The organism is Bacillus sp. SM2101, from assembly GCF_018588585.1.
GTDB lineage: Bacteria > Bacillota > Bacilli > Bacillales > SM2101 > Nanhaiella > Nanhaiella sioensis.
Map to the genome: position 1 here is coordinate 21419 of NZ_JAEUFG010000032.1, position 20049 is coordinate 41467.

Sequence of the window (20049 nt, forward strand, 5' to 3'; positions counted from 1 at the left end):
AACTATTTCATTTTATGTCGTTATATATAGTTTAAAGCTTTCCAACCCTTTTTTCAAATCCTATCGTAATTAATCCATATATTTACATACAAATACAGAACATCACGCTCAAACCTCTAAACAATAACTTTTTTGTGCAATGTATTGCTTTTATTAAAAAAGGACATGCATTTGTATATGGAGAAAACCGAGCAATATCAAAAGATCGGCACAATTAGTTTATATGGATTTATTATCTTAAATATATATCGATCATTTATGATAGACCATTCAATGTTTTCACTGTCACTGAGCATCCTTATCGTACATATATTTTTTCTAACAAATGGATATTATTTGAGAAAATGGTGGTAGCAATTGCTTAATGGACCATGTTAAATATGCCTGTTGTATGTATACACAGCATGAGAACCGTCATTAACCGATACGGTCCATCACCTTATGTACTGCTCAGTTTTCTAATCGCTAGTTAACTATGTACGCTTATAGCTGAATCTAAACCTATTGCAATAACTTTTCTATTTTCAGATATACTTTGACTTATCGTGTTAGCCTTTTGACTCATTTGATTGATCTCTTCAGTTACATTCCTTAGCTCTTCTTTTTGGTTAGCTACAACTGAGATCGCTGAGTGGATTGAATCGAATAGCTCTTTTGACGTTTGAACACTTTGAATCCCTGTTCCTATTTTATGTTGTCCATCCTTTGAAAGATCGCTAATATCTTGAATCTCAGATAAGATGGATGAAATTGAAGTTTGCGCCTGTTTTGTTGCTTTGGCGCTCTCTTCAGATAGCTTACGAATTTCTTTTGCGACAACATCAAACCCTCTCCCTGCATCACCGGCACGGGCTGCTTCTATGGAGGCATTTAAAGCTAATAGATTCGTCTGCGAAGAAATATTTTGTAACGATTTAATCATTTCAGTTAAATGATGAGATAATCCAGTTAATGTTTCAACCTTTATTAATAACTCCGTAGAGGCTTGTTGAATACTGTTCATCTCTTCTACAGTACGGACTACTGTTTGAGTGCCATCTTCAGCATACTGAGATGCCTCATTCACTTGATTATTAATATCGTTTGAAAGGTACGTTAGGTTATTGGATGATTCGACAATGTTATCAGCATTATTTAAAAATTCAGTCATTTCTTTTTTTTGTAGTTCCATAACATTCTTTGCTTGTAAAAGCTTATTATTACTTATCGCTTGAGACAAATTTTTCACTCCTTTGCATTTTATCTACACCTTAATAGCTACACCTCTTCAATGCCCTTGTCACCACTATAACTACCATCAAATACTGAAGTCATTTCTATTGAAGGCTGTGCTTTTGAAGGAACCAGATGAAATCGTCTTTTAAGCTAACCAAATCTAAAATGCTGATTCCACTAAATATAGGCTGGAACTAACTGAAGAAATTATAAATAAAGCACATTTAAACCAAGACTTTCAGCCCATACGAATAGGGTATATTGTACCCATGTTGACTTGTTTTTTTGTAATGAAGCTTACCGCTTGTTTCTTATTCTATATGAATCTACAAATGATGTATACTAAAAAGCAATGCTAAAGAAAGACCGTAAGTACATGAGCACTTACGGTCTTTCTACACAGACTACCTCAAGGTATTCAATAAATTCTGTTATACGGAAGTCTGAACATCATATATAGGGAAGGTACATTCATAAGCTTTGCTGTTATTGTAAAAACATAACAGCTAGTTTAAGGTTTATATGCTTCCTATTATTTTTCTAACATTTTACGTTGTGAATGTTTGTATGAAAAATCCTTAGTTAATATAGTCTCTAGGGTTTACGGCATTTGATTTTGATGCATTCCAATAGCCTTTATGTATTTCAAAATGAAGATGCTGACCAAAGGAAAACCCAGTATTACCCATCAAACCAATTTGCTGTCCTTGGGTTACAACTTGTCCTTCTGAAACTGCTCGACTACTCATATGTGCGTAAACAGTCGTATAGGTTTGTCCATCAATATCATGCAATAGAAATACAACATTACCATAGCTAGTAGAATAATAGGATCTGAATACAACACCTGTAGCTGATGCTACAATAGGTACTGTTCCGCGTTTTGCAATATCTACTCCAAAGTGAGTTGTACCCCAGCGTGCCCCATAGCCAGATGTATATGATCCTGCGGCTGGTTTAATAAATGTCCCTGATCCTGCAGAGCCACCATTCTGCCTCGCTTGCTCTTCACGCTTTTTCTCTTCCTCCAATGCTTTTAGCAGGTTTTTTGCTGCCTGCTCTTGCTTTGCAAGAATCGCTTGTTCTTCCTCTTTTGAAAGAATCTCTCTTTCTAGCTCTTCCTCTTTATCCTTTAGCTGTTCCATAAACACTTCTTTTTCTTGTGATTGTCGCTCTAGCTCAGCCTGTAATGTTTCTAGTTCACCTAGTTTTACTTCTAATTCTTCCTTCTGTTGTGTAAGATTGGCTTCCTCTTCTTCCTTCAACTGCTTGTCCGCTTCATGAGCACGTAAAATCTCTTTATCAGCTTTAACAATTTTAGCTACAGCACTCATTCGTCCTATGAAATCACCAAAGTCTTTTGCACCAAGCAAAACTTCTAAGTAGCTAACTGCTCCTCCTCCTTCTTGTAAGGAACGAGCACGATTTTTTATAAGCTCATCTCTTGCTTCAATTCGTTCTTTCAAATCAGCTATTTTACCTTTTAATACTTCAATTTCTTCCTTTTTCTGTTCAATTTCAGCTTGCTTTGCAATAATTTGTTCATTTGTTTCTGCTACGGCAATATCTAAACGTCTAATTTCATCAAGTAACACAGCTTGTTCCCGTTGTAATTCTTCAACTTCCTTTTCTGCATCAGTAATTTCACCAGTAACTTGACTTTTCTTACTTTGGATATTTTTAATTTCGCTTTTCTTATCTTCAATTTCTTCTGTTGTTACTGCGAAAGCAGCATTGTTATCCGAAGTAACTAATAGTCCACTAAGCCCAACTGTAACTGAAACTCCAAGTAGTAATAGCTTTGATTTGAAAGGCTTCAAAGTCTTATTCCTCCAAACATTGAGTTTTCATTATCTCTTTCTTTCACACTAAGATCATTTTTTATGTTATCTCTTTATCTATACTTTTAAGAATTTTCGAACGGACATTAAACTACCCCAAACACCGATACATGCACCAATCAAAATGAGTATTAAAGCGATTTGCAGTGCAAATGGGTAAAATGGGAGCATTTGTAGAAAGTCAGCAGATAGCATCGGCTGTGCATTTTCTTGTAAATAATAATAGGCTGTTAGAATGATAGATATTGGTAAAATTGCCCCTAATATTCCAAGCCATAGCCCTTCTAAGAAAAACGGCCAGCGAATAAATGAATTAGTTGCGCCAACTAATTTCATAATCTCTATCTCACTTCTGCGTGCTACAATCGTAATTTTTATCGTATTTGAGATCAGGAACATTGCGGTAAATAATAGTCCTATGACTAAACCTAACCCTATATTTCGTGATACATTAAAGATTTTAAATAGGTTGTTCACAACTTCTTCACCATAATCAACCTGTGCGACTGCTGAGAAATCTTCAATTTTTTTCGCTACTTCGTTTACTTCAATCGGTTGATTCGTTTTCACAACGTATACATCAGATAAAGGATTATTATCACCCTTGAGCATATCAAGAACTGGTCCGAGACTTTCTACTAAGCTATCAAGCTCTTCATCCTTTGATACGAAGGTAATAGATTTAACTTCAGCTATTTTATCAATCTTCTTTTCTAACTCCTTGACCTCATCACCCGTAGCTACAGTATCAATGAACACACGTATTTCTACATCTTCTTCTATCAATTGAGTAAAGTGATACATATTCATCATAATGACAAGGAAAACACCTACTAACAGCAAAGTAACAGTCACTGCACTGATAGAAGCAAAGGTCATCCACCCGTTTCTTCCTAGGTTTTTAACACTTTCCCGTGTATGCCTTTTGAGAGTACTAAATTTCATAACCATAGTCCCCTCTCATTTCATCACGGGCAATTTTGCCATTTTCAATTGCAATAACTCGTTTTTTAATTTTGTTTACGATCTCACTATTATGAGTCGCCATCAAAATTGTCGTTCCCCTATTATTAATTTCCTCAAATATGTCCATGATTTCCCACGCTGTATCTGGGTCAAGGTTCCCCGTAGGTTCATCTGCTATCATTATTTTTGGAGAGTTAACGATGGAACGGGCAATAGATACACGCTGCTGCTCTCCACCAGATAATTCATCTGGCTTAAAACGGGCCTTATGCTTCAGGCGAACTAAATCTAATACTCCCATCACTCTTCGTTTTATGTATTTTGGATTCTCTTCAATGACTTCTAAAGCAAATGCTACATTTTCATATACAGTAAGCTTAGGAAGAAGTTTAAAATCTTGAAAGACAACTCCTATATGCCTTCGTAACAAAGGAACCTTTTTTTCTTTAAGACTTGATAAATTGATTCCATTTATCATAATTGAACCATTTGAAGGCCTTTCTTCACGGTACATCATTTTAATAAACGTTGATTTCCCAGCACCACTAGGTCCAACGACATATACAAATTCACCTTCATTAATTTTCACACTAATCCCGTTAATCGCAAGGACCCCGTTTGGATAAGTTTTATACACATCCTGCATTTCTATCATTAATATCACCTAAATTTTGTCATTTTATGTAAAAAACACTCTTGTTAGTCTGTTTTTTGACAAATTATATGGATAAATCCAATAATTTTACATTCACAATATCCATTATAACATCAAAGATAGACTATTTAGGACAAAAAATTATTACAGTTATATTTCAAAAAGAGCACCAGACTCACTCAATTAATCGTGAACATTGTCAAAAGAGATAGAAAAATAAAGCTTTTTTCCTAAATTAAAAGATCTTTGTAAATTTAGTTGCTATTTGTTTATATAGAAACTCTTCTTATTTACTATTAGGTCTAAAGCAGGTGAAAAATAGAAATAGAGTTAATAATTAATCCAAAAGATAAAGGAGGTAATTGTTTAGGGGTGTCCGCAGTAGCTAGATTTTCCTACAAATAAAAAAAGTCAAACCGTGTTAATGGAATGACTTTTTATGTAAAAGCTAATTGTTATCAAAAACTTATTTTTTCTCAGCTAACCATGCTGCAACATTTACTGCATCATCGCCAGTAATGATTCCACCACTCATAGAACCTTGACCATTCGCAATGATATCTTCAATGTCTGCTTGTGAAAGCTTACTGCCAATATCCTCTAGCTGTGGACCAAATCCGCCTTCTAAATTTCCACCGTGACAACCAGCACAGCTTTGTTTATAAACATCTTCTGCTGCAGCAACATTCACTGCACCTGTATCTCCTGTTTCTGTTTCTGTTTCTTCAGTTGGTGTAGTTTCAGCCTCTTCTTTTGGTTCTGTAGCTTCATCTCCGCCACCACCACAAGCAGCTAAAACAAGAGATGTACCCATCAATAATGCAAGTAATTTCTTTTTCATTTGCGATTCCCCCTCATGTCTGAAATTAGTAAAATATAACTTTATTATACCCAATTTAGGCCCTTTTAAAACCCTCACCAAGGACTTCGGTGGCGTCCATAGCAACGACAAATGCTGATGTATCAATGCTTTTAACCAATTGTTTCAATTTAGTGAACTCTGTTTGGTTCACAACACACATAAGAATTGGCTTTTCGTCATCCGTATAGCCCCCAAAAGCTGAGAGCTTTGTCACTCCTCGATCAAGTTCATGCAATATTTTACTACGGACTTCCTCTTGCTCATTTGTAATAATCATTGCCATTTTTGAATAGCCTAACCCAACTTGTATGAAATTAATCGTTTTACTCGTAACAAATAATGCGATAATTGCATATAGACCACTTTCAATATCAAATACAATAGCCGCTGTTATAACAATGATACCGTCAATAAATGCGACGCATGTTCCAAGGGCAATGCCTGTATACTTATGAAAAATTTGCGCAGCTAAATCTGTTCCTCCTGTTGATGCTTGTCCACGAAAAACGATTCCTAGCCCTAGTCCGACACCCATTCCTCCAAATAATGCCCCTAATAGCGGGTTTTGAGTAGCAGGCTCGAGGTTTTCAGATAAATAAACAACAAACGGCAAAAACACTGTACCAATTAATGTTTTCATTCCAAATTTCCGACCAAGTAATATTACGCCAGCGATAAATAATGGTACATTGAATGCCCATTGCACATAAGCAGGCTTCCATCCGAACATCTCTTTAGTAATCGTACTAATACCACTTACCCCACCAGAGGCAACATTGTTCGGTAGTAAAAACAAGTTAAAAGCAAGAGCAACAATAGCCGATCCAATCAGTATATAACATATGTCTAGTGTTGCGATTATTTTCGGGTCCAATGCTTGACTCTTACGGCTTCGTTTCTTCATCCTTTTTTCTCCACCTTTTTAAACACAATTCTAAAAGTCATGTAGACAATTTAACTAATTGCCTATGAGAGTATAGCATGGTGGAAATATCGTGTAAATGCTAACCATATAACGTGTTAAAGGAGTAAACTATAGAAGGAACTTATTGCTTATTTTTTGTTTGAGGAACTATCTTATAAGTGGTAAAAAATGAAAAATACTTAACGCATAGAACTTAATGAGAGACATAAGAGGGAGTTTCGAGGAATAATTTAATCTCGTACTTATATATAGTAGTTTTTGGTGCCAAATTGATTTGATTAAATATGATTTATTGTTCACTCGTTATGATTGTCTACATGTTTGGGTTAAATGTTCTGTATATTGTGTAAACCTATTATTTTTTTGTTGAACATGCTTGTTATAGTCCATTTTTATGCTGTTACTCGCTAAACTTTTTGGTTTATTGGCTAAATGGAGGCTTTTACTTGCCATATTCTTTCGTTTACTGTTCAAATGTGAGGGTTTACTTGCCGTATTCTTTCGTTTACTGTTCAAATGTGAGGGTTTACTTGCCGTATTCTTTCGTTTACTGTCCCAATGGAGGATTTACTTGCCTAAGTAGTAAAAACACAAAAAACTATTCTCATAATAAGGTACACAAAAACCCCACTCATATAGAATGGGGCAACATCTGTTTAGTTAAGTTTTGAACGAAGGTACGAATCGATGAATGAATCAAGCTCACCATCCATCACACCTTGTACGTTACCTACTTCAGTATTCGTACGATGATCTTTCACGAGAGAATACGGATGGAATACGTAAGAACGAATTTGACTTCCCCAGCCGATCTCCTTTTGCTCACCACGAATTTCAGCAAGCTGCTCTTGTTGTTCTTCAATTTTCTTTTGATAGAGCTTTGCTTTTAACATTTTCATCGCTCGATCACGGTTTTTAATTTGTGAACGCTCTGATTGGCACGTAACAACAACGTTCGTCGGAGTATGAGTAATCCTTACTGCCGAATCTGTCGTATTGACGTGCTGACCACCCGCCCCACTTGCACGGTACGTGTCTATTTTCAAATCTTCAGTACGAATATCAATTTCAATGTCTTCGTTAAACTCTGGCATCACTTCACATGATACGAAAGACGTATGACGACGACCTGACGAATCAAAAGGTGAGATTCGAACGAGGCGATGAACACCTTTTTCCGCTTTTAAATAGCCGTATGCATTATGCCCTTTAATTAACAGTGTGACACTTTTAATACCAGCTTCGTCTCCTGGTAAATAATCCAAGGTTTCTACTTTGTAACCTCTTCGCTCTGCCCAACGTGTGTACATACGCAATAGCATTGAACCCCAATCTTGTGATTCAGTACCACCCGCACCTGGATGTAGCTCTAAAATTGCATTATTTTTGTCATAAGGTTCACTTAATAACAATTCTAATTCAAATGTATTTAAGTCCTTCGTTAATGCTTTACATTCATTTTCAAGCTCTTTTTGTAAATCATCATCTGGCTCTTCTTTGACTAGCTCATGAGTCACTTCAAGATTTTCAAATGTCTCATTTAGCGCTGTGAACTTGTTAACTAAGTCTTTTAAGCCATTTGCTTCATTTATGACAGTTTGAGCCGCTTGTTGATCATCCCAAAAGGATGGTGCTGCCATTAATACTTCCAACTCATCTATTCGTGCTTGCTTCGTATCGAGGTCAAAGAGACCCCCTAAAATCAGCTAAACGAGTAGCCATCTTGTCAAGCTCTTGCTTAATTTCAACTAAATCCATTTATTTTCCACCTCAATAATAATTTTTACCTACCTTACATGTATATCCTCTTGACTGTAATCTAAATACATTAAAACAAATTATCATAGAAAATAGGTGAGCTAGCATCCACTCCAACTCACCTTTGTTCACAGTAAAGAATAAAATAACCTTTATCTCTGTATAGCATCGAGGGTCAGATCCCCGTTATTTGCCGTGGCACTGTTTAAATTTCTTCCCACTTCCGCAATAACATGGGTCATTTCGGCCGATGGAGACTGCTTTTTTAACTGGTTTGCGCTTTTGCTTTTCTCCGTCTTGCTTTGGATTAACCGCCTGTCCTTTTGCGACTTCTTGACGTTGGAGGTTGTTTCGAATTTGCGCTTTCATCACATACTTAGCAACGTCCTCTTCAACTGAAGCCACCATATTTTCAAACATCGAAAATCCTTCCATTTGATACTCACGTAATGGATCAATCTGGCCATAAGCTCGAAGATGAATACCTTGACGAAGATGATCCATCGCGTCAATATGATCCATCCATTTACTATCAACCGCACGCAGAACGATAACTTTTTCAAACTCACGCATCTGCTCTGGCGCTAATTGTTGTTCTTTTTCATCATAACGTTCTTTTACTTTTGCATAGATGAGCTCACTAATTTCTTCAGGCTCCTGACCTTTAATTTGGTCAAGTGAGACATCACCTTCAGCAAGCATCGTTGCATTTGTATAATCAATGATGCCTTTAAGGTTCCACTCTTCTGGAAGCTCTTCCTTCGGAGTATGCAATTCAACAGATCGTTCAATCGTTGACTTAATCATACCTTCAACGATATCACGAAGGTTTTCTGATGACAGGACGTCAGATCTTTGTTTATATATAATTTCACGCTGCTGACGTAATACATCATCATATTGTAAAAGCTGCTTACGAGCATCAAAGTTATTTCCTTCAACACGTTTTTGAGCTGATTCAACGGCTCTTGAAACCATTTTACTTTGAATAGGCTGTGTATCATCCATGCCTAGTCGCTCCATCATCGCTTTCATATTGTCCGATCCGAAGCGACGCATCAGCTCATCTTCCATGGATAAATAAAATTGTGTCACCCCTGGATCTCCTTGACGACCGGAACGACCACGTAATTGATTGTCAATTCGGCGACTTTCATGACGTTCTGTACCAATTACCGAAAGTCCTCCTGCTTCCTTCACACCTTCACCAAGTTTAATATCTGTACCACGTCCAGCCATGTTCGTTGCAATCGTTACCGCACCAGGTTGACCGGCTTCTTCGATAATCTGTGCCTCTTTCCCATGATTTTTCGCATTTAAGATGTGATGAGGAATACCCTTTTTCTTTAAAAACTTAGATATAATTTCAGAAGTTTCAATAGCCACTGTTCCAACAAGTACAGGCTGCCCTTTTTGATGGCGTTCGGCAATATCTTCAACAACTGCTCGAAACTTCCCTTCGATCGTTTTATAAATAAGATCGGCACGATCATCACGTACGATTGGCCTATTCGTTGGGATGACGACAACGTGCATGTTATATATATTCCTAAACTCTTCTTCTTCTGTTTTTGCCGTACCTGTCATACCCGAAAGCTTTTCATACATACGGAAATAGTTTTGGAACGTTACTGTTGCCAGTGTCATGCTTTCATTTTGAATATCAAGTCCTTCTTTGGCTTCAATTGCTTGATGTAAACCTTCACTATATCGACGGCCTTTCATCAAACGTCCCGTAAAAGGATCAACGATCACAACTTCGCCATCTTGAACAACATAATCAATGTCTTTATGCATACTAGCATGCGCTTTTAACGCTTGATTTATATGATGATTTAATGAAACATGTGTAATATCAAATAGGTTATCAATACCGAAAGCACGTTCAGCCTTATTCATGCCTTCTTCAGTTAGCTGAACACCTTTTGATTTTTCATCGAAAATAAAATCTGATTCTTTATTTAGCGTACGTACGAACGCATTAGCTTGTACATATAATTGTGCTGACTTTTGTGCTGAACCAGATATAATTAGAGGTGTTCTTGCTTCATCAATAAGAATTGAGTCAACCTCATCAATCACCGCATAATACAGCGGTCGCTGAACCATCTGTTCTTTGTATAGCACCATATTATCACGTAAATAATCAAACCCTAGCTCATTGTTCGTTGCATATGTAATATCAGCTGCATACGCCTCTATTTTTTCCTCACGAGACATACCGTTTAAGTTCAAACCGACTGTTAATCCTAAAAATTCATATAGCTGACCCATCTCATGAGCATCACGACTTGCTAAATATTCATTGACAGTTACAACGTGCACACCTTTTCCTGTCAAGGCATTTAAGTATACCGGCATTGTCGCTGTTAATGTTTTACCTTCTCCTGTTTTCATCTCAGAAATATTACCATCATGAAGGGAAACACCCCCCATTAATTGTACCTTATATGGATATAAGCCTAACACACGCTTTGCTGCTTCACGAACAACCGCAAAGGCTTCAACAAGCATATCATCAAGCTTTTCCCCTTTATCATAACGACCTTTGAATTCTGCTGTTTTTGATTGTAACTGCTCATCCGTTAAGTTAGCCATATCTGCACTTAATGAATCAATTTGTGCTGCAAGCTTTTCCAATTTAGTAATTTGACGTTTATTACCATCAAGTACTTTCTTTATCATTCCAAGCATTCAAAACGCTCCTCTATTTTTCATATAAGTTACACCCAATACGACACATTCTCTCACTGGATATATAATAATGTATATACTAAGTTTTTTCCCTTATAGAAATCCTATTTCTAATATTAACATTTTGAGACAAAGTGAACAACATTTTGGAGGAATGTGGGAGCATAAGAAGGCAGAATCATATGAATATTTTTTATTTCATTCAAAAACCTTAACAAAACTTGTATGAAAAAGAGTTAGTTCATTCTTCTAAGTACATTTTTTTAAATAACTCAGTTTACGAAAAGTAATTGTTAAAAGAGGGATATGTGACAACCACATCGTTTTTCATTGTAAATCATTCATAATTAGGCTGTAGACATCTAAGACTGATCAATGGATAAAATTAGAGGTGCGGAAGTTTTTTCATGAAGTGATATAGATTGAGTTTTCAACTACTTTCGTTTTCATTTATACAATTTGTAGTTAGTGGTGATGTAGTACGTATTAATAGCGGTATTTTTTATTAATTTCATCAGTCATGAACTGAAACATGGAGTGATGTTGCTGAAGAGATTGTTCAATATGTTTAAAATGACTCCTTGACTCAGAAAGGTTATTTACAACAGCTTCCTTAATTTCCGTTACATCGTTTTCAATCTTCGATAGTCGCTTATCTACTTTTGTAAAACGCTCGTCCATTTCACCTTCTAACTTCGTGAAACGTCCATTTATCTCTGTTCTAAATTCCCGCATTTCGCTCATAAATTCTAATAAAATCTTCTCCATCATATTCACCTCCATTCATTAACATTAATTAAAAAGCCTCACAATAAACTCCTACTCGTCATAAACCACAAATATAAGGTTACTCGACATATACTATTATATTATTAAAAAAGTAACATTTCTATAAAAAAGCAATGAGATATAGACCAATAATACAAGAAATCATATGCAATTCCATACAAAGCAAGCACTTTACTCATACCTCACATTAACCATCAAAAAACGCTAGGTTATGAACAACCTAACGTTTTCTTATCAATTTTTTTAATTCGGTTCAATTAAACCGTATTTGCCATCTTTTCTTAAATAAACCACATTTGTGCGGTTCGTCTCTGAGTTCGTAAATACGTAGAAGTTATGACCGAGCATATTCATTTGCAGGATTGCTTCTTCACTGTCCATCGGCTTTAAGTTAAAGCGCTTTGTACGTACAAGCTTTAAGTCATCCTCTTCTTCATCAGGAATCGCTACAGGCTCATTTGTAAACATATATTTAGGAGTTCCAGTATCTCGGAACTTACGGTTCACCTTAGTTTTATGCTTGCGAATTTGACGCTCAAGTTTATCTAGCACAAGGTCAATCGCTGCATACATATCTTCATGATTTTCCTCTGCTCTTAACAATAGCTGAGACATTGGAATCGTTACTTCTATTTTAGAATGCTTATCACTATGAACTTTTAAATTAACATGAACTGTGGCATCTGAAGAATCATCGAAATACCTTTCTAATTTACCAATCTTTTTCTCAACATACTCACGCAATGCTGGAGTTACTTCAATGTTTTCACCACGAATGTTGTAAATCATACACGAACTCCTCCTTTAGTTAACTTGAGGATGTTCAAAAAAGTCCGGGAAAAATGACAGTGAATATCTGCGTTGGTTCGCTTTTCCGATCCTCATGTACCCTTTAAACGTACACCCTGGTACTCAAAGCTCCACCGCCTTGATCTTCTTCGTCCTTTTTATCCTCATTTTTGAACTCCATTTTGAAAGGATGTTCAAAAAGTCCAGGAATAAGACTTTACAATTCCCCATCCTTCTTATCCTCATTTTCTTGAAACTTATAACTTATTCGAGTTAAGATTGTGTGGAAGTTGTTTAAAATCTATACGCCACATACCCTTCTCTTATCTCTAGAAATCCGCTAAGCGGTTTTCTTAAGCTATGTATATACATTTCTACAATGCCCTTATCATTTCCTTCTTAAACGTCAAATAAACTGTGAATAAATTGTGACGATTTTCATTATATACATAACCGATATATTACAAATTAGACGTTAGAAGAAGGGAGTATGTAAAATTAGTTAAAAGATTTTTATATCAAACCCAGCTTATGAAAAAGCGACTTACAGTTGTTGATGAAAGTGATTAATACACTCGTCCGTAACGACCGATATTCAGCATGCTACAAATCCATTTTTTAGAGGGTAATTATTGTTATGCACAAAAAAGGATCCTTATGAATCATGACCTTTCCTTTTTGCTTTATGAAAGGAATTTAATACAATAAAAAAGGGACTGATCATTTTTAAGCTGATCAACCCCTAAGAACTCTTTCTTCATAACAAATTGTTTAACAATACATGTTAAGGGAATGCTAATGAACCAACATCTTTTTACTGCTGAATATACTTACGTAGCGCCCTTTGAATGGAATTCTTCCATGTAATGAAGACTGGATTAATATTGCTTACAATTAACCTCTGCTTTGCAGCCACGTCAAAAATGACGTCTTCAAGCTTGTTCACTTCAAGCACTACATCCTCGAATTGATCGATATGAGACTCTACATCCACATCCTCACGAAAGATTTGAACCATAAATTGATTCGTTTCGTAAATCTTTAAAAATGCAGCATGAATATCAGCAAAAATCCGATCACTTTCAGTTTGCTCGTAGTTTTCAAAGCTTGAAATTACATAATCAAAGCCTTCTTCAATCGTATCTAACAAATTAAAATATTGTTTAACCATCTCAAACTGTACAGCATCAAGTGTAACCATCGTGTCACCTATTTTCGTTTATCGTAAAATACACCATCTGTAAGTAAACTTCTGTATGGGTTAACATACTTGTTTGTAGATTGCTTTCTTTTTTTGATGTCAGTCAAATCGAGCTTAATTGTATTTTTTAATTGCAGTAATCTCTCATCGATATCCTTATTGATAGACACTATTTCAGCTCCCAGCCTTTTCTCTTCTACACTATAGGGTGGCTTTAGTGCGTCAATTAATGTCTGTCTTGTCGTTATCAGTTCCTCTATGCTTGCTATATGACCGTCACGTTCATCCTTTGGAATATCATTATGTAATATGTCATACAGCTGTTTAGATACGTTGTGCAACGCTGAGACAGTATCCACTATGCTCGCCCACCTTGGTCAGGCTGTTGCTGACGATTAATAAGGATAACTTCCTTCCATGCATCACGAAACTCAGTTATATGTCCTTCTACTTCTGTAAGTGCTTCAACATCATTGTTAATGTTCACTTCAATCAGCCTATGAAGAATATATTCATACATCGTCATCATATTTTTAGAAATTTCTATATCCATGTTTAACGATCCCATTAACTCTTTAATAATGTTTTGTGCCTTTAACAGATTGGTGTTCTTTTCTTCAATGCTATTCTCTTGAATGGCTTTGCGAGCTAGATTAATAAATTTTAAACAGCCATTATATAGCATTAACGTAAGCTCACCTGGCGACGCTGTGACAACAGAGTTTGTCTGATAAGATTGATAAGGATTATTTAAAGTCATATTACTTTTGCACTCCTTTTAATTAATAACCACCGCCGAATTGCTCAACTAAAAACGCAGATTGCTCGTTTGCACGTTGGATGGCTTGCTCCATTGCAGTGAACTGTCTCCAATAGCGATCTTCAATTTGAATTAATCGATCTTCGAAGCTATCGATTTGTTTATCGATCGATACTAAGTTTTTCCCTATCAAGAATTGTTCATCTGTCTTAAGTGGATTTCCTGCCTTCTCTACGATTTGTTCCATCGTTGTGCTAAGTGTATCTCGTAATCTTGTAGCAAGTCCCTTTGATTCATGAGAGCTTCCTTCTGCATTAAACAATTCATAAACTGCTTCTGGATCTTCGGCAATTTTCTCACGTAATGTGAATTCGTCAATCTCAAGCTTCCCATTTTCTAGGTAGTCTTTTGTAGTATTAATACCTAAATCATTGAGCATAATTGAACCATTGTCAACAGATACTGGAGAATATAAATCTATTCTTAATTGATTTAAACCACTCGATAACATTGAGTCATTCCTAATTAAGCCGCTTTTCGCTTGCGCTTCCCATAATTCAATTTCTGTTTCACTCAATCCCTGCCTTTCCTCACTAGTTAAAGGAGGATAATCACGATTACGACTTTCTGAAAGCTTACCGTTTATTGTATCAATGATTTCATTATATTTGGCAACAAATTGTACAACTGTATCAACAATTTTATCTGTATCCGTCGACGTGGAAATACTTACTGTTGTTCCAGGGCTTTCACCTTTTAATGTATAGGCTACACCGTTAATTTTAAAATCATTTGATGAACGAGTTGTGCTTAAACCGTTAATTACAAAGGCTGAATCTTCCCCACTTGTTTTAATCGGTGCATCTGAGCCATCAATTACTCCATTGCCATCCGTATCACCTAGTTCCGCACCAGCAACTGCTGTAAAGCCTATTTCTTGAAAGAACGCCTCCGTCTCAGCATCGTCAATCATGATTTGCGACTGTGCACCTGGTTCATTTGATGTAATGACAATTTTATTTGTTTCAGAATCGTGGAAAATATTTAAATCAAGCTCCTTCGTATCATTAAGCTTTTTGATAACATTATCTAACGTGTCAGTATCAGAGATATCGACCGTTATATTATTACTTACAGTGCCATCGCCATTTGTGACTGATAAACTAATCGTTCGATTTGTACCAGCCATAAAATTAGCTGTCCCATCAGAGATCCATGTGGCTGGTTTCGCTAAATTTAACACTTCGATCTCAGTCGAAATATCCGAAGCTGAAGAATCCGCAACGGCTGTCACAACACTGTCATCAGAGCTTACCGTTGTTTTTGACAATAGGTTACCTTCACGATCAATTCCTTCGAAAATAAAAGTATCTAATTCCTTTAGCAGCGTGTTCATTTCTCGATAATCATCACGCTGCCATTCTAACAATTGCTTTTGTTGATTTAATTTATCAAGCGGCAAACGCTCTGTTCTCATTAAATCACTGACGAGTTGATCAATATCCATTCCACTAGCTAAACCACCTATACGCATCTTAATAACCTCCATATGTTATATTTTTTCATCAACCATTAAACCAATGAAATCTGTCATTGCTGCATATAAATCTAGTATTTTCTTTGCTGGTATTTCTCGGACTACTTCCTTCGTCAAATCATCTATAATCGTGACGTAATATTCCTCTAATTCTTCATGGTATTCGTACTTAATAGATGTCCTTGTCGATTCAACAAATTTGTTTAATTCATCAAACAGTTTTTCTATTCTAGATTTAGGAACATACGTTACGGTTTCTTCTAATAATTTATTAACATTCTGCTCCATATTTTTCTGATTTTTAAAAGCTTGCTGACCTTCTATATAAGGTGTGGTGTAAGGAACAATTGTTGTCATATGATTAACATCCATAAACTCACCCCTTTACCGCTTGCTTACTCATTATATCGGTAATATTGGAAAAAAGTTGATAGGAAAGAATAGCTTCAATAAAAAAAGAATGAATTATAAGATCATCGTCTAGCATAACGGAGTTAACATACAAATTGACACCAAAAAATCAAAAAGTTACATATTTACATAATAACAAAAAAGGGTTGACCCATATTGAGTCAACCCCTTCATACGTATTAACTCATGCTATTGAATGATTCTACTCAATATCATAAAAGCTATGTCGCATATACATACTTCCATTAAAAGAAGGCTGTAATATCGATAAGATATTATTAAAATCTGTAAAGCTTGGTTTCATATCTCTAAACACGAATCTTGATGTGAAGTCTTGGTGGTTACTATCTGTTAATATGTTTCCTTTAGAAAACTTGGTTAAGTTTAGCGGTATAGATTGGCTATTTATTAAATTTGTACTATTAGTCGGTGGATTAGTAACAGTCACGATTGTGTATGTTGATTTACCCCCATAATAACCTCTAACAAATGCACTTCCCTCTGGTGCATTGTCTGGAATGGTAATCAAGCCATTTGCATCCACTACTGCTATACTTTCATCACTACTATTAAATGTTGCATTACCGGTTACATCCACTTGGGTACCATCTGACATATTAGCTATTACTTGTCCTTGTAAAGTATCACCTTGACTTAACGTCGCTGTTCCAGGCTCAAATGTTATGTCTGTTACTGTCGGTGGTTGTGGAATCGTCACTGTCGTTCTTGTTGTTCTTCCTTCATAGGTGACATCAATATATACCGTACCAGCGCCTGCTGTAGCTAATACTGTAATCAGACCATTTGCGTCTACTGTTGCTTGGTTTATATTACTGCTGCTGTATACTCCATTTGACGTTACATCAATTTGTGTGCCATTTCCTAGTGTCGCTATCACTTGTAGTTGCTGAACTTCTCCTTGTTTTAACGTTACTGCGTCTGGAGAAACTATTAAACTTGTAACTTCACTAGGATCTGGTGGTATTGGGACTGTAATAATTGTATATGTTGATTTACCACCATAATAACCTCGGATGTATACACTTCCTCCTGGTGAAGTAGCCGGTATAGTGATCAGACCATTTAAATCTACTGTTGCTATATTATCATCACTACTATTAAATGTTGCACTATCGGTTACATTCACTTGAGTACCGTCTGACATGCTCGCTACCACTTGACCTTGTAATGTCTCTCCTTGATTTAACGTTGCTGTATTCGGCTCAAACGTTAAGCTTGTAACTGTCGGTGGCTGTGGGATCGTTACTGTCGTCCTTGTTGTTTTTCCTTCATAGCTCATGTCAATATATACTGTACCTGCTCCTGCTGTAGCTGATACTGTAATTAAACCATTTGCATCTACTGTTGCTTGGTTTATATTACTGCTAATATATGTTGCATTTGCTGTTACATCAGTTTGCGTGCCATCTCCCTTTGTTGCTGTTACCTGTAACTGATTAGTTTCTCCTGGCTTTAGCGTCACTTCTGTTGGAGTAACTTCTATGCTTGCTACGCCATCTGGCCCTAGCTCTACTGTGACAATTGTGTATGTTGCTTTACCTCCATAAAAACCTCTAACAAATGCACTTCCCTCTGGTGCATTGTCTGGAATGGTAATCACGCCATTTGCATCCACTACTGCTATACTTTCATCACTACTATTAAATGTTGCACTATCGGTTACATCCACTTGGGTACCATCTGACATATTAGCTATTACTTGTCCTTGTAAAGTATCACCTTGACTTAACGTCGCTGTTCCAGGCTCAAATGTTATGTCTGTTACTGTCGGTGGTTGAGGAATCGTCACTGTCGTTCTTGTTGTTCTTCCTTCATAGGTGACATCAACATAGTGTGTGCCTGCTACAGCCGTATCTGAGATTGTGATAAGTCCAGCCGCATCTACTACTACACCTACGTTATTACTACTATACACCGCACTTGCTGTCACATCAGTTTGTGAGCCGTCTCCCTTTGTTGCTGTTACTTGCAACTGCTGGGTTTCTCCTGGCTTTAACGTCACTTCTGTTGGGTTAACTTCTATGCTTACTACTGCATCAGGCCCTGGCACTACTGTGACGATTGTGTATGTTGATTTACCTCCGTGATAACCTCTAACAAATGCACTTCCTTCTGGTGCATGTTCTGGAATGGTAATTAAGCCATTCTCATCTACTGTTGCTATATTTTCATTACTACTATTAAATGTTGCACTATCGGTTACATCCAATTGGGTACCATCTGACATATTAGCTATTACTTGTCCTTGTAAAGTATCACCTTGACTTAACGTCGCTGTACCAGGTTCAAATGTAATGCCAGAGACTGTTGGTGGTTGCGGAATTATTACCTTTGTCCTTGCAGTTTTACCTTCATAGCTCATATCAACATAGAATGTACCTGCTCCAGCCATATCTGAGATTGTTACGAGTCCAGCCGTATCTACTACTACATTTATGTTACTACTACTATACACCACACTTGTTGTCACATCATTTTGTGAGCCGTCTCCCTTTGTTGCTGTTACTTGCAACTGCTGGGTTTCTCCTGGCTTTAACGTCACTTCTGTTGGGTTAACTTCTATGCTTACTACTGCATCTGGCCCTGGCTCTATTGTGACAATTGTGTAGTTTGATTTACCTCCGTAATAACCTCTAACATATACACTTCCCTCTGGTGCATTGTCTGGAATGGTAATCAAGCCATTCTCATCTACTGTTGCTATATTTTCATTACTGCTATCAAATGTTGCACTATTTGTCACATCCACTTGGGTACCGTCAGACATGTTTGCTATCACTTGACCTTGTAAAGTATCACCTTGACTTAACGTCACTTCACCAGGTTCAAATGTAATTCCAGAGACTGTTGGTGGTTGCGGGATTGTTACTGTCGTTCTTACTGTTTTCCCTTCATAACTCATATCAATATATACCGTTCCAGGAATAGCCGTATCTGGAATGGAAATAAGGCCATTTACATCCACCATTGCAAGTGATTCATCACTACTACTGTAGCTAACAATGCTTGTTACATCAACCTGCGTATTGTCAAACATATCTGCTAATACGATTAGTTGTTGACTTTCTCCTGGCTTTAATGTTACTTCAGATGGATCAGCTGTAATACTTAATACTATTTCAGGAATTGTGACTGTTGTAGTTCCACTTGTTCCTTCGTAGCTTCCTGTAATTACTACAGTACCACCATTCGTGTCTGGGGAGATTGTAACTAAACCAGATGTATCTACTGTTGCTAAGCTTTCATCTGCACTACTATATGTCACTAAGTTCGTTACATCTACAGTCGTTCCGTCAGACATATTCGCTACGACTGTGATCTGTTGTGTTTCTCCTTGTGCCAACGTCACTGTTGATGGATCTAATGTAATGCTTTGCACTGTTGCTGGGACAGTTACTGTTGTTGTACCTGTATGCCCTTCATAGCTTCCTGTAATGGCTACTGTGCCTCCAGTTGCATCTGCCGGGATCGCAATTAAACCTGCCGCATCTACTGCTGCTTGGCTTGCGTCGTCACTACTGTACGCTACTTCGCTTGTTACATCTTTTGTTGTTCCATCTGACATATTGGCTACGACTGAGATTTGTTGCGTTTCTCCTTGTGCCAACGTTACTGTCGATGGATC

General features: G+C 36.7%; 16 protein-coding genes. All 16 read right to left on the reverse strand.

What is annotated here, in order from left to right:
- Positions 1-469: 469 nt before the first annotated feature.
- On the reverse strand, positions 470-1219 hold the full coding sequence (locus JM172_RS20780; protein WP_214484295.1) for a methyl-accepting chemotaxis protein: 750 nt from the start codon (positions 1217-1219) through the stop codon (positions 470-472).
- A gap of 574 nt (positions 1220-1793) precedes the next feature.
- Positions 1794-3035, reverse strand: a complete 1242-nt coding sequence (locus JM172_RS20785) for a murein hydrolase activator EnvC family protein (RefSeq protein WP_214484296.1) — start codon at positions 3033-3035, stop codon at positions 1794-1796.
- Positions 3036-3113: 78 nt separating this feature from the next.
- The gene (gene ftsX, locus JM172_RS20790; protein WP_214484297.1) at positions 3114-4001 is read right to left on the reverse strand and encodes a permease-like cell division protein FtsX; all 888 of its coding nucleotides are present in this window, start codon (positions 3999-4001) and stop codon (positions 3114-3116) included.
- Positions 3991-4677 (reverse strand): cell division ATP-binding protein FtsE, encoded by a 687-nt coding sequence (ftsE, locus tag JM172_RS20795; RefSeq protein ID WP_214484298.1) that lies wholly within the window; start codon positions 4675-4677, stop codon positions 3991-3993. Before ftsE ends, ftsX begins: the two co-directional genes overlap by 11 nt.
- A gap of 466 nt (positions 4678-5143) precedes the next feature.
- The gene (gene cccB / locus JM172_RS20800) at positions 5144-5518 is read right to left on the reverse strand and encodes a cytochrome c551 (RefSeq protein ID WP_214484299.1); all 375 of its coding nucleotides are present in this window, start codon (positions 5516-5518) and stop codon (positions 5144-5146) included.
- A gap of 55 nt (positions 5519-5573) precedes the next feature.
- The gene (locus JM172_RS20805) at positions 5574-6443 is read right to left on the reverse strand and encodes a YitT family protein (RefSeq protein WP_214484300.1); all 870 of its coding nucleotides are present in this window, start codon (positions 6441-6443) and stop codon (positions 5574-5576) included.
- A 677-nt stretch (positions 6444-7120) separates the two neighbouring features.
- Positions 7121-8222 (reverse strand): peptide chain release factor 2 gene (prfB, locus tag JM172_RS20810; protein WP_214484301.1). Its coding sequence is split into 2 segments (ribosomal slippage): positions 7121-8149 and positions 8151-8222, totalling 1101 coding nucleotides; the frame shifts between segments, so codons are not numbered across the junction.
- A gap of 186 nt (positions 8223-8408) precedes the next feature.
- On the reverse strand, positions 8409-10916 hold the full coding sequence (gene secA, locus JM172_RS20815; protein WP_214484302.1) for a preprotein translocase subunit SecA: 2508 nt from the start codon (positions 10914-10916) through the stop codon (positions 8409-8411).
- A gap of 486 nt (positions 10917-11402) precedes the next feature.
- A complete protein-coding gene (locus JM172_RS20820) occupies positions 11403-11684 on the reverse strand; it encodes a hypothetical protein (RefSeq protein WP_214484303.1) in 282 nt (93 codons plus the stop codon).
- A 264-nt stretch (positions 11685-11948) separates the two neighbouring features.
- Positions 11949-12494, reverse strand: coding sequence for a ribosome hibernation-promoting factor, HPF/YfiA family (gene hpf, locus JM172_RS20825; protein WP_214484304.1), 546 nt, complete (start codon positions 12492-12494; stop codon positions 11949-11951).
- A gap of 814 nt (positions 12495-13308) precedes the next feature.
- Entirely contained in the window at positions 13309-13695 is a 387-nt protein-coding gene (locus JM172_RS20830; protein ID WP_214484305.1) for a DUF8042 domain-containing protein, read from the reverse strand.
- 8 nt (positions 13696-13703) lie between these two features.
- Entirely contained in the window at positions 13704-14054 is a 351-nt protein-coding gene (gene fliT / locus JM172_RS20835) for a flagellar protein FliT (RefSeq protein ID WP_214484306.1), read from the reverse strand.
- The gene (fliS, locus tag JM172_RS20840) at positions 14054-14455 is read right to left on the reverse strand and encodes a flagellar export chaperone FliS (protein ID WP_214484307.1); all 402 of its coding nucleotides are present in this window, start codon (positions 14453-14455) and stop codon (positions 14054-14056) included. The genes fliT and fliS overlap by 1 nt, the downstream gene beginning before the upstream one ends.
- Before the next feature lie 22 nt (positions 14456-14477).
- A complete protein-coding gene (locus tag JM172_RS20845) occupies positions 14478-15989 on the reverse strand; it encodes a flagellar hook-associated protein 2 (RefSeq protein WP_214484308.1) in 1512 nt (503 codons plus the stop codon).
- A gap of 18 nt (positions 15990-16007) precedes the next feature.
- Positions 16008-16364, reverse strand: a complete 357-nt coding sequence (flaG, locus tag JM172_RS20850; RefSeq protein ID WP_214484309.1) for a flagellar protein FlaG — start codon at positions 16362-16364, stop codon at positions 16008-16010.
- Positions 16365-16605: 241 nt separating this feature from the next.
- On the reverse strand, positions 16606-20049 hold a 3444-nt coding region (locus tag JM172_RS20855), incomplete at its 5' end, for an Ig-like domain-containing protein (RefSeq protein WP_214484310.1).

What these genes read in the sequence shown, in the direction of transcription:
- ftsX (WP_214484297.1), bottom strand. Translation starts at nt 4,001, where the DNA reads ATGAAATTTAGTACTCTCAAAAGGCATACACGGGAAAGTGTTAAAAAC.
- ftsE (WP_214484298.1), bottom strand. Translation starts at nt 4,677, where the DNA reads ATGATAGAAATGCAGGATGTGTATAAAACTTATCCAAACGGGGTCCTT.
- cccB (WP_214484299.1), bottom strand. Translation starts at nt 5,518, where the DNA reads ATGAAAAAGAAATTACTTGCATTATTGATGGGTACATCTCTTGTTTTA.
- JM172_RS20805 (WP_214484300.1), bottom strand. Translation starts at nt 6,443, where the DNA reads ATGAAGAAACGAAGCCGTAAGAGTCAAGCATTGGACCCGAAAATAATC.
- secA (WP_214484302.1), bottom strand. Translation starts at nt 10,916, where the DNA reads ATGCTTGGAATGATAAAGAAAGTACTTGATGGTAATAAACGTCAAATT.
- JM172_RS20820 (WP_214484303.1), bottom strand. Translation starts at nt 11,684, where the DNA reads ATGGAGAAGATTTTATTAGAATTTATGAGCGAAATGCGGGAATTTAGA.
- hpf (WP_214484304.1), bottom strand. Translation starts at nt 12,494, where the DNA reads ATGATTTACAACATTCGTGGTGAAAACATTGAAGTAACTCCAGCATTG.
- JM172_RS20830 (WP_214484305.1), bottom strand. Translation starts at nt 13,695, where the DNA reads ATGGTTACACTTGATGCTGTACAGTTTGAGATGGTTAAACAATATTTT.
- fliS (WP_214484307.1), bottom strand. Translation starts at nt 14,455, where the DNA reads ATGACTTTAAATAATCCTTATCAATCTTATCAGACAAACTCTGTTGTC.
- JM172_RS20845 (WP_214484308.1), bottom strand. Translation starts at nt 15,989, where the DNA reads ATGCGTATAGGTGGTTTAGCTAGTGGAATGGATATTGATCAACTCGTC.
- flaG (WP_214484309.1), bottom strand. Translation starts at nt 16,364, where the DNA reads ATGGATGTTAATCATATGACAACAATTGTTCCTTACACCACACCTTAT.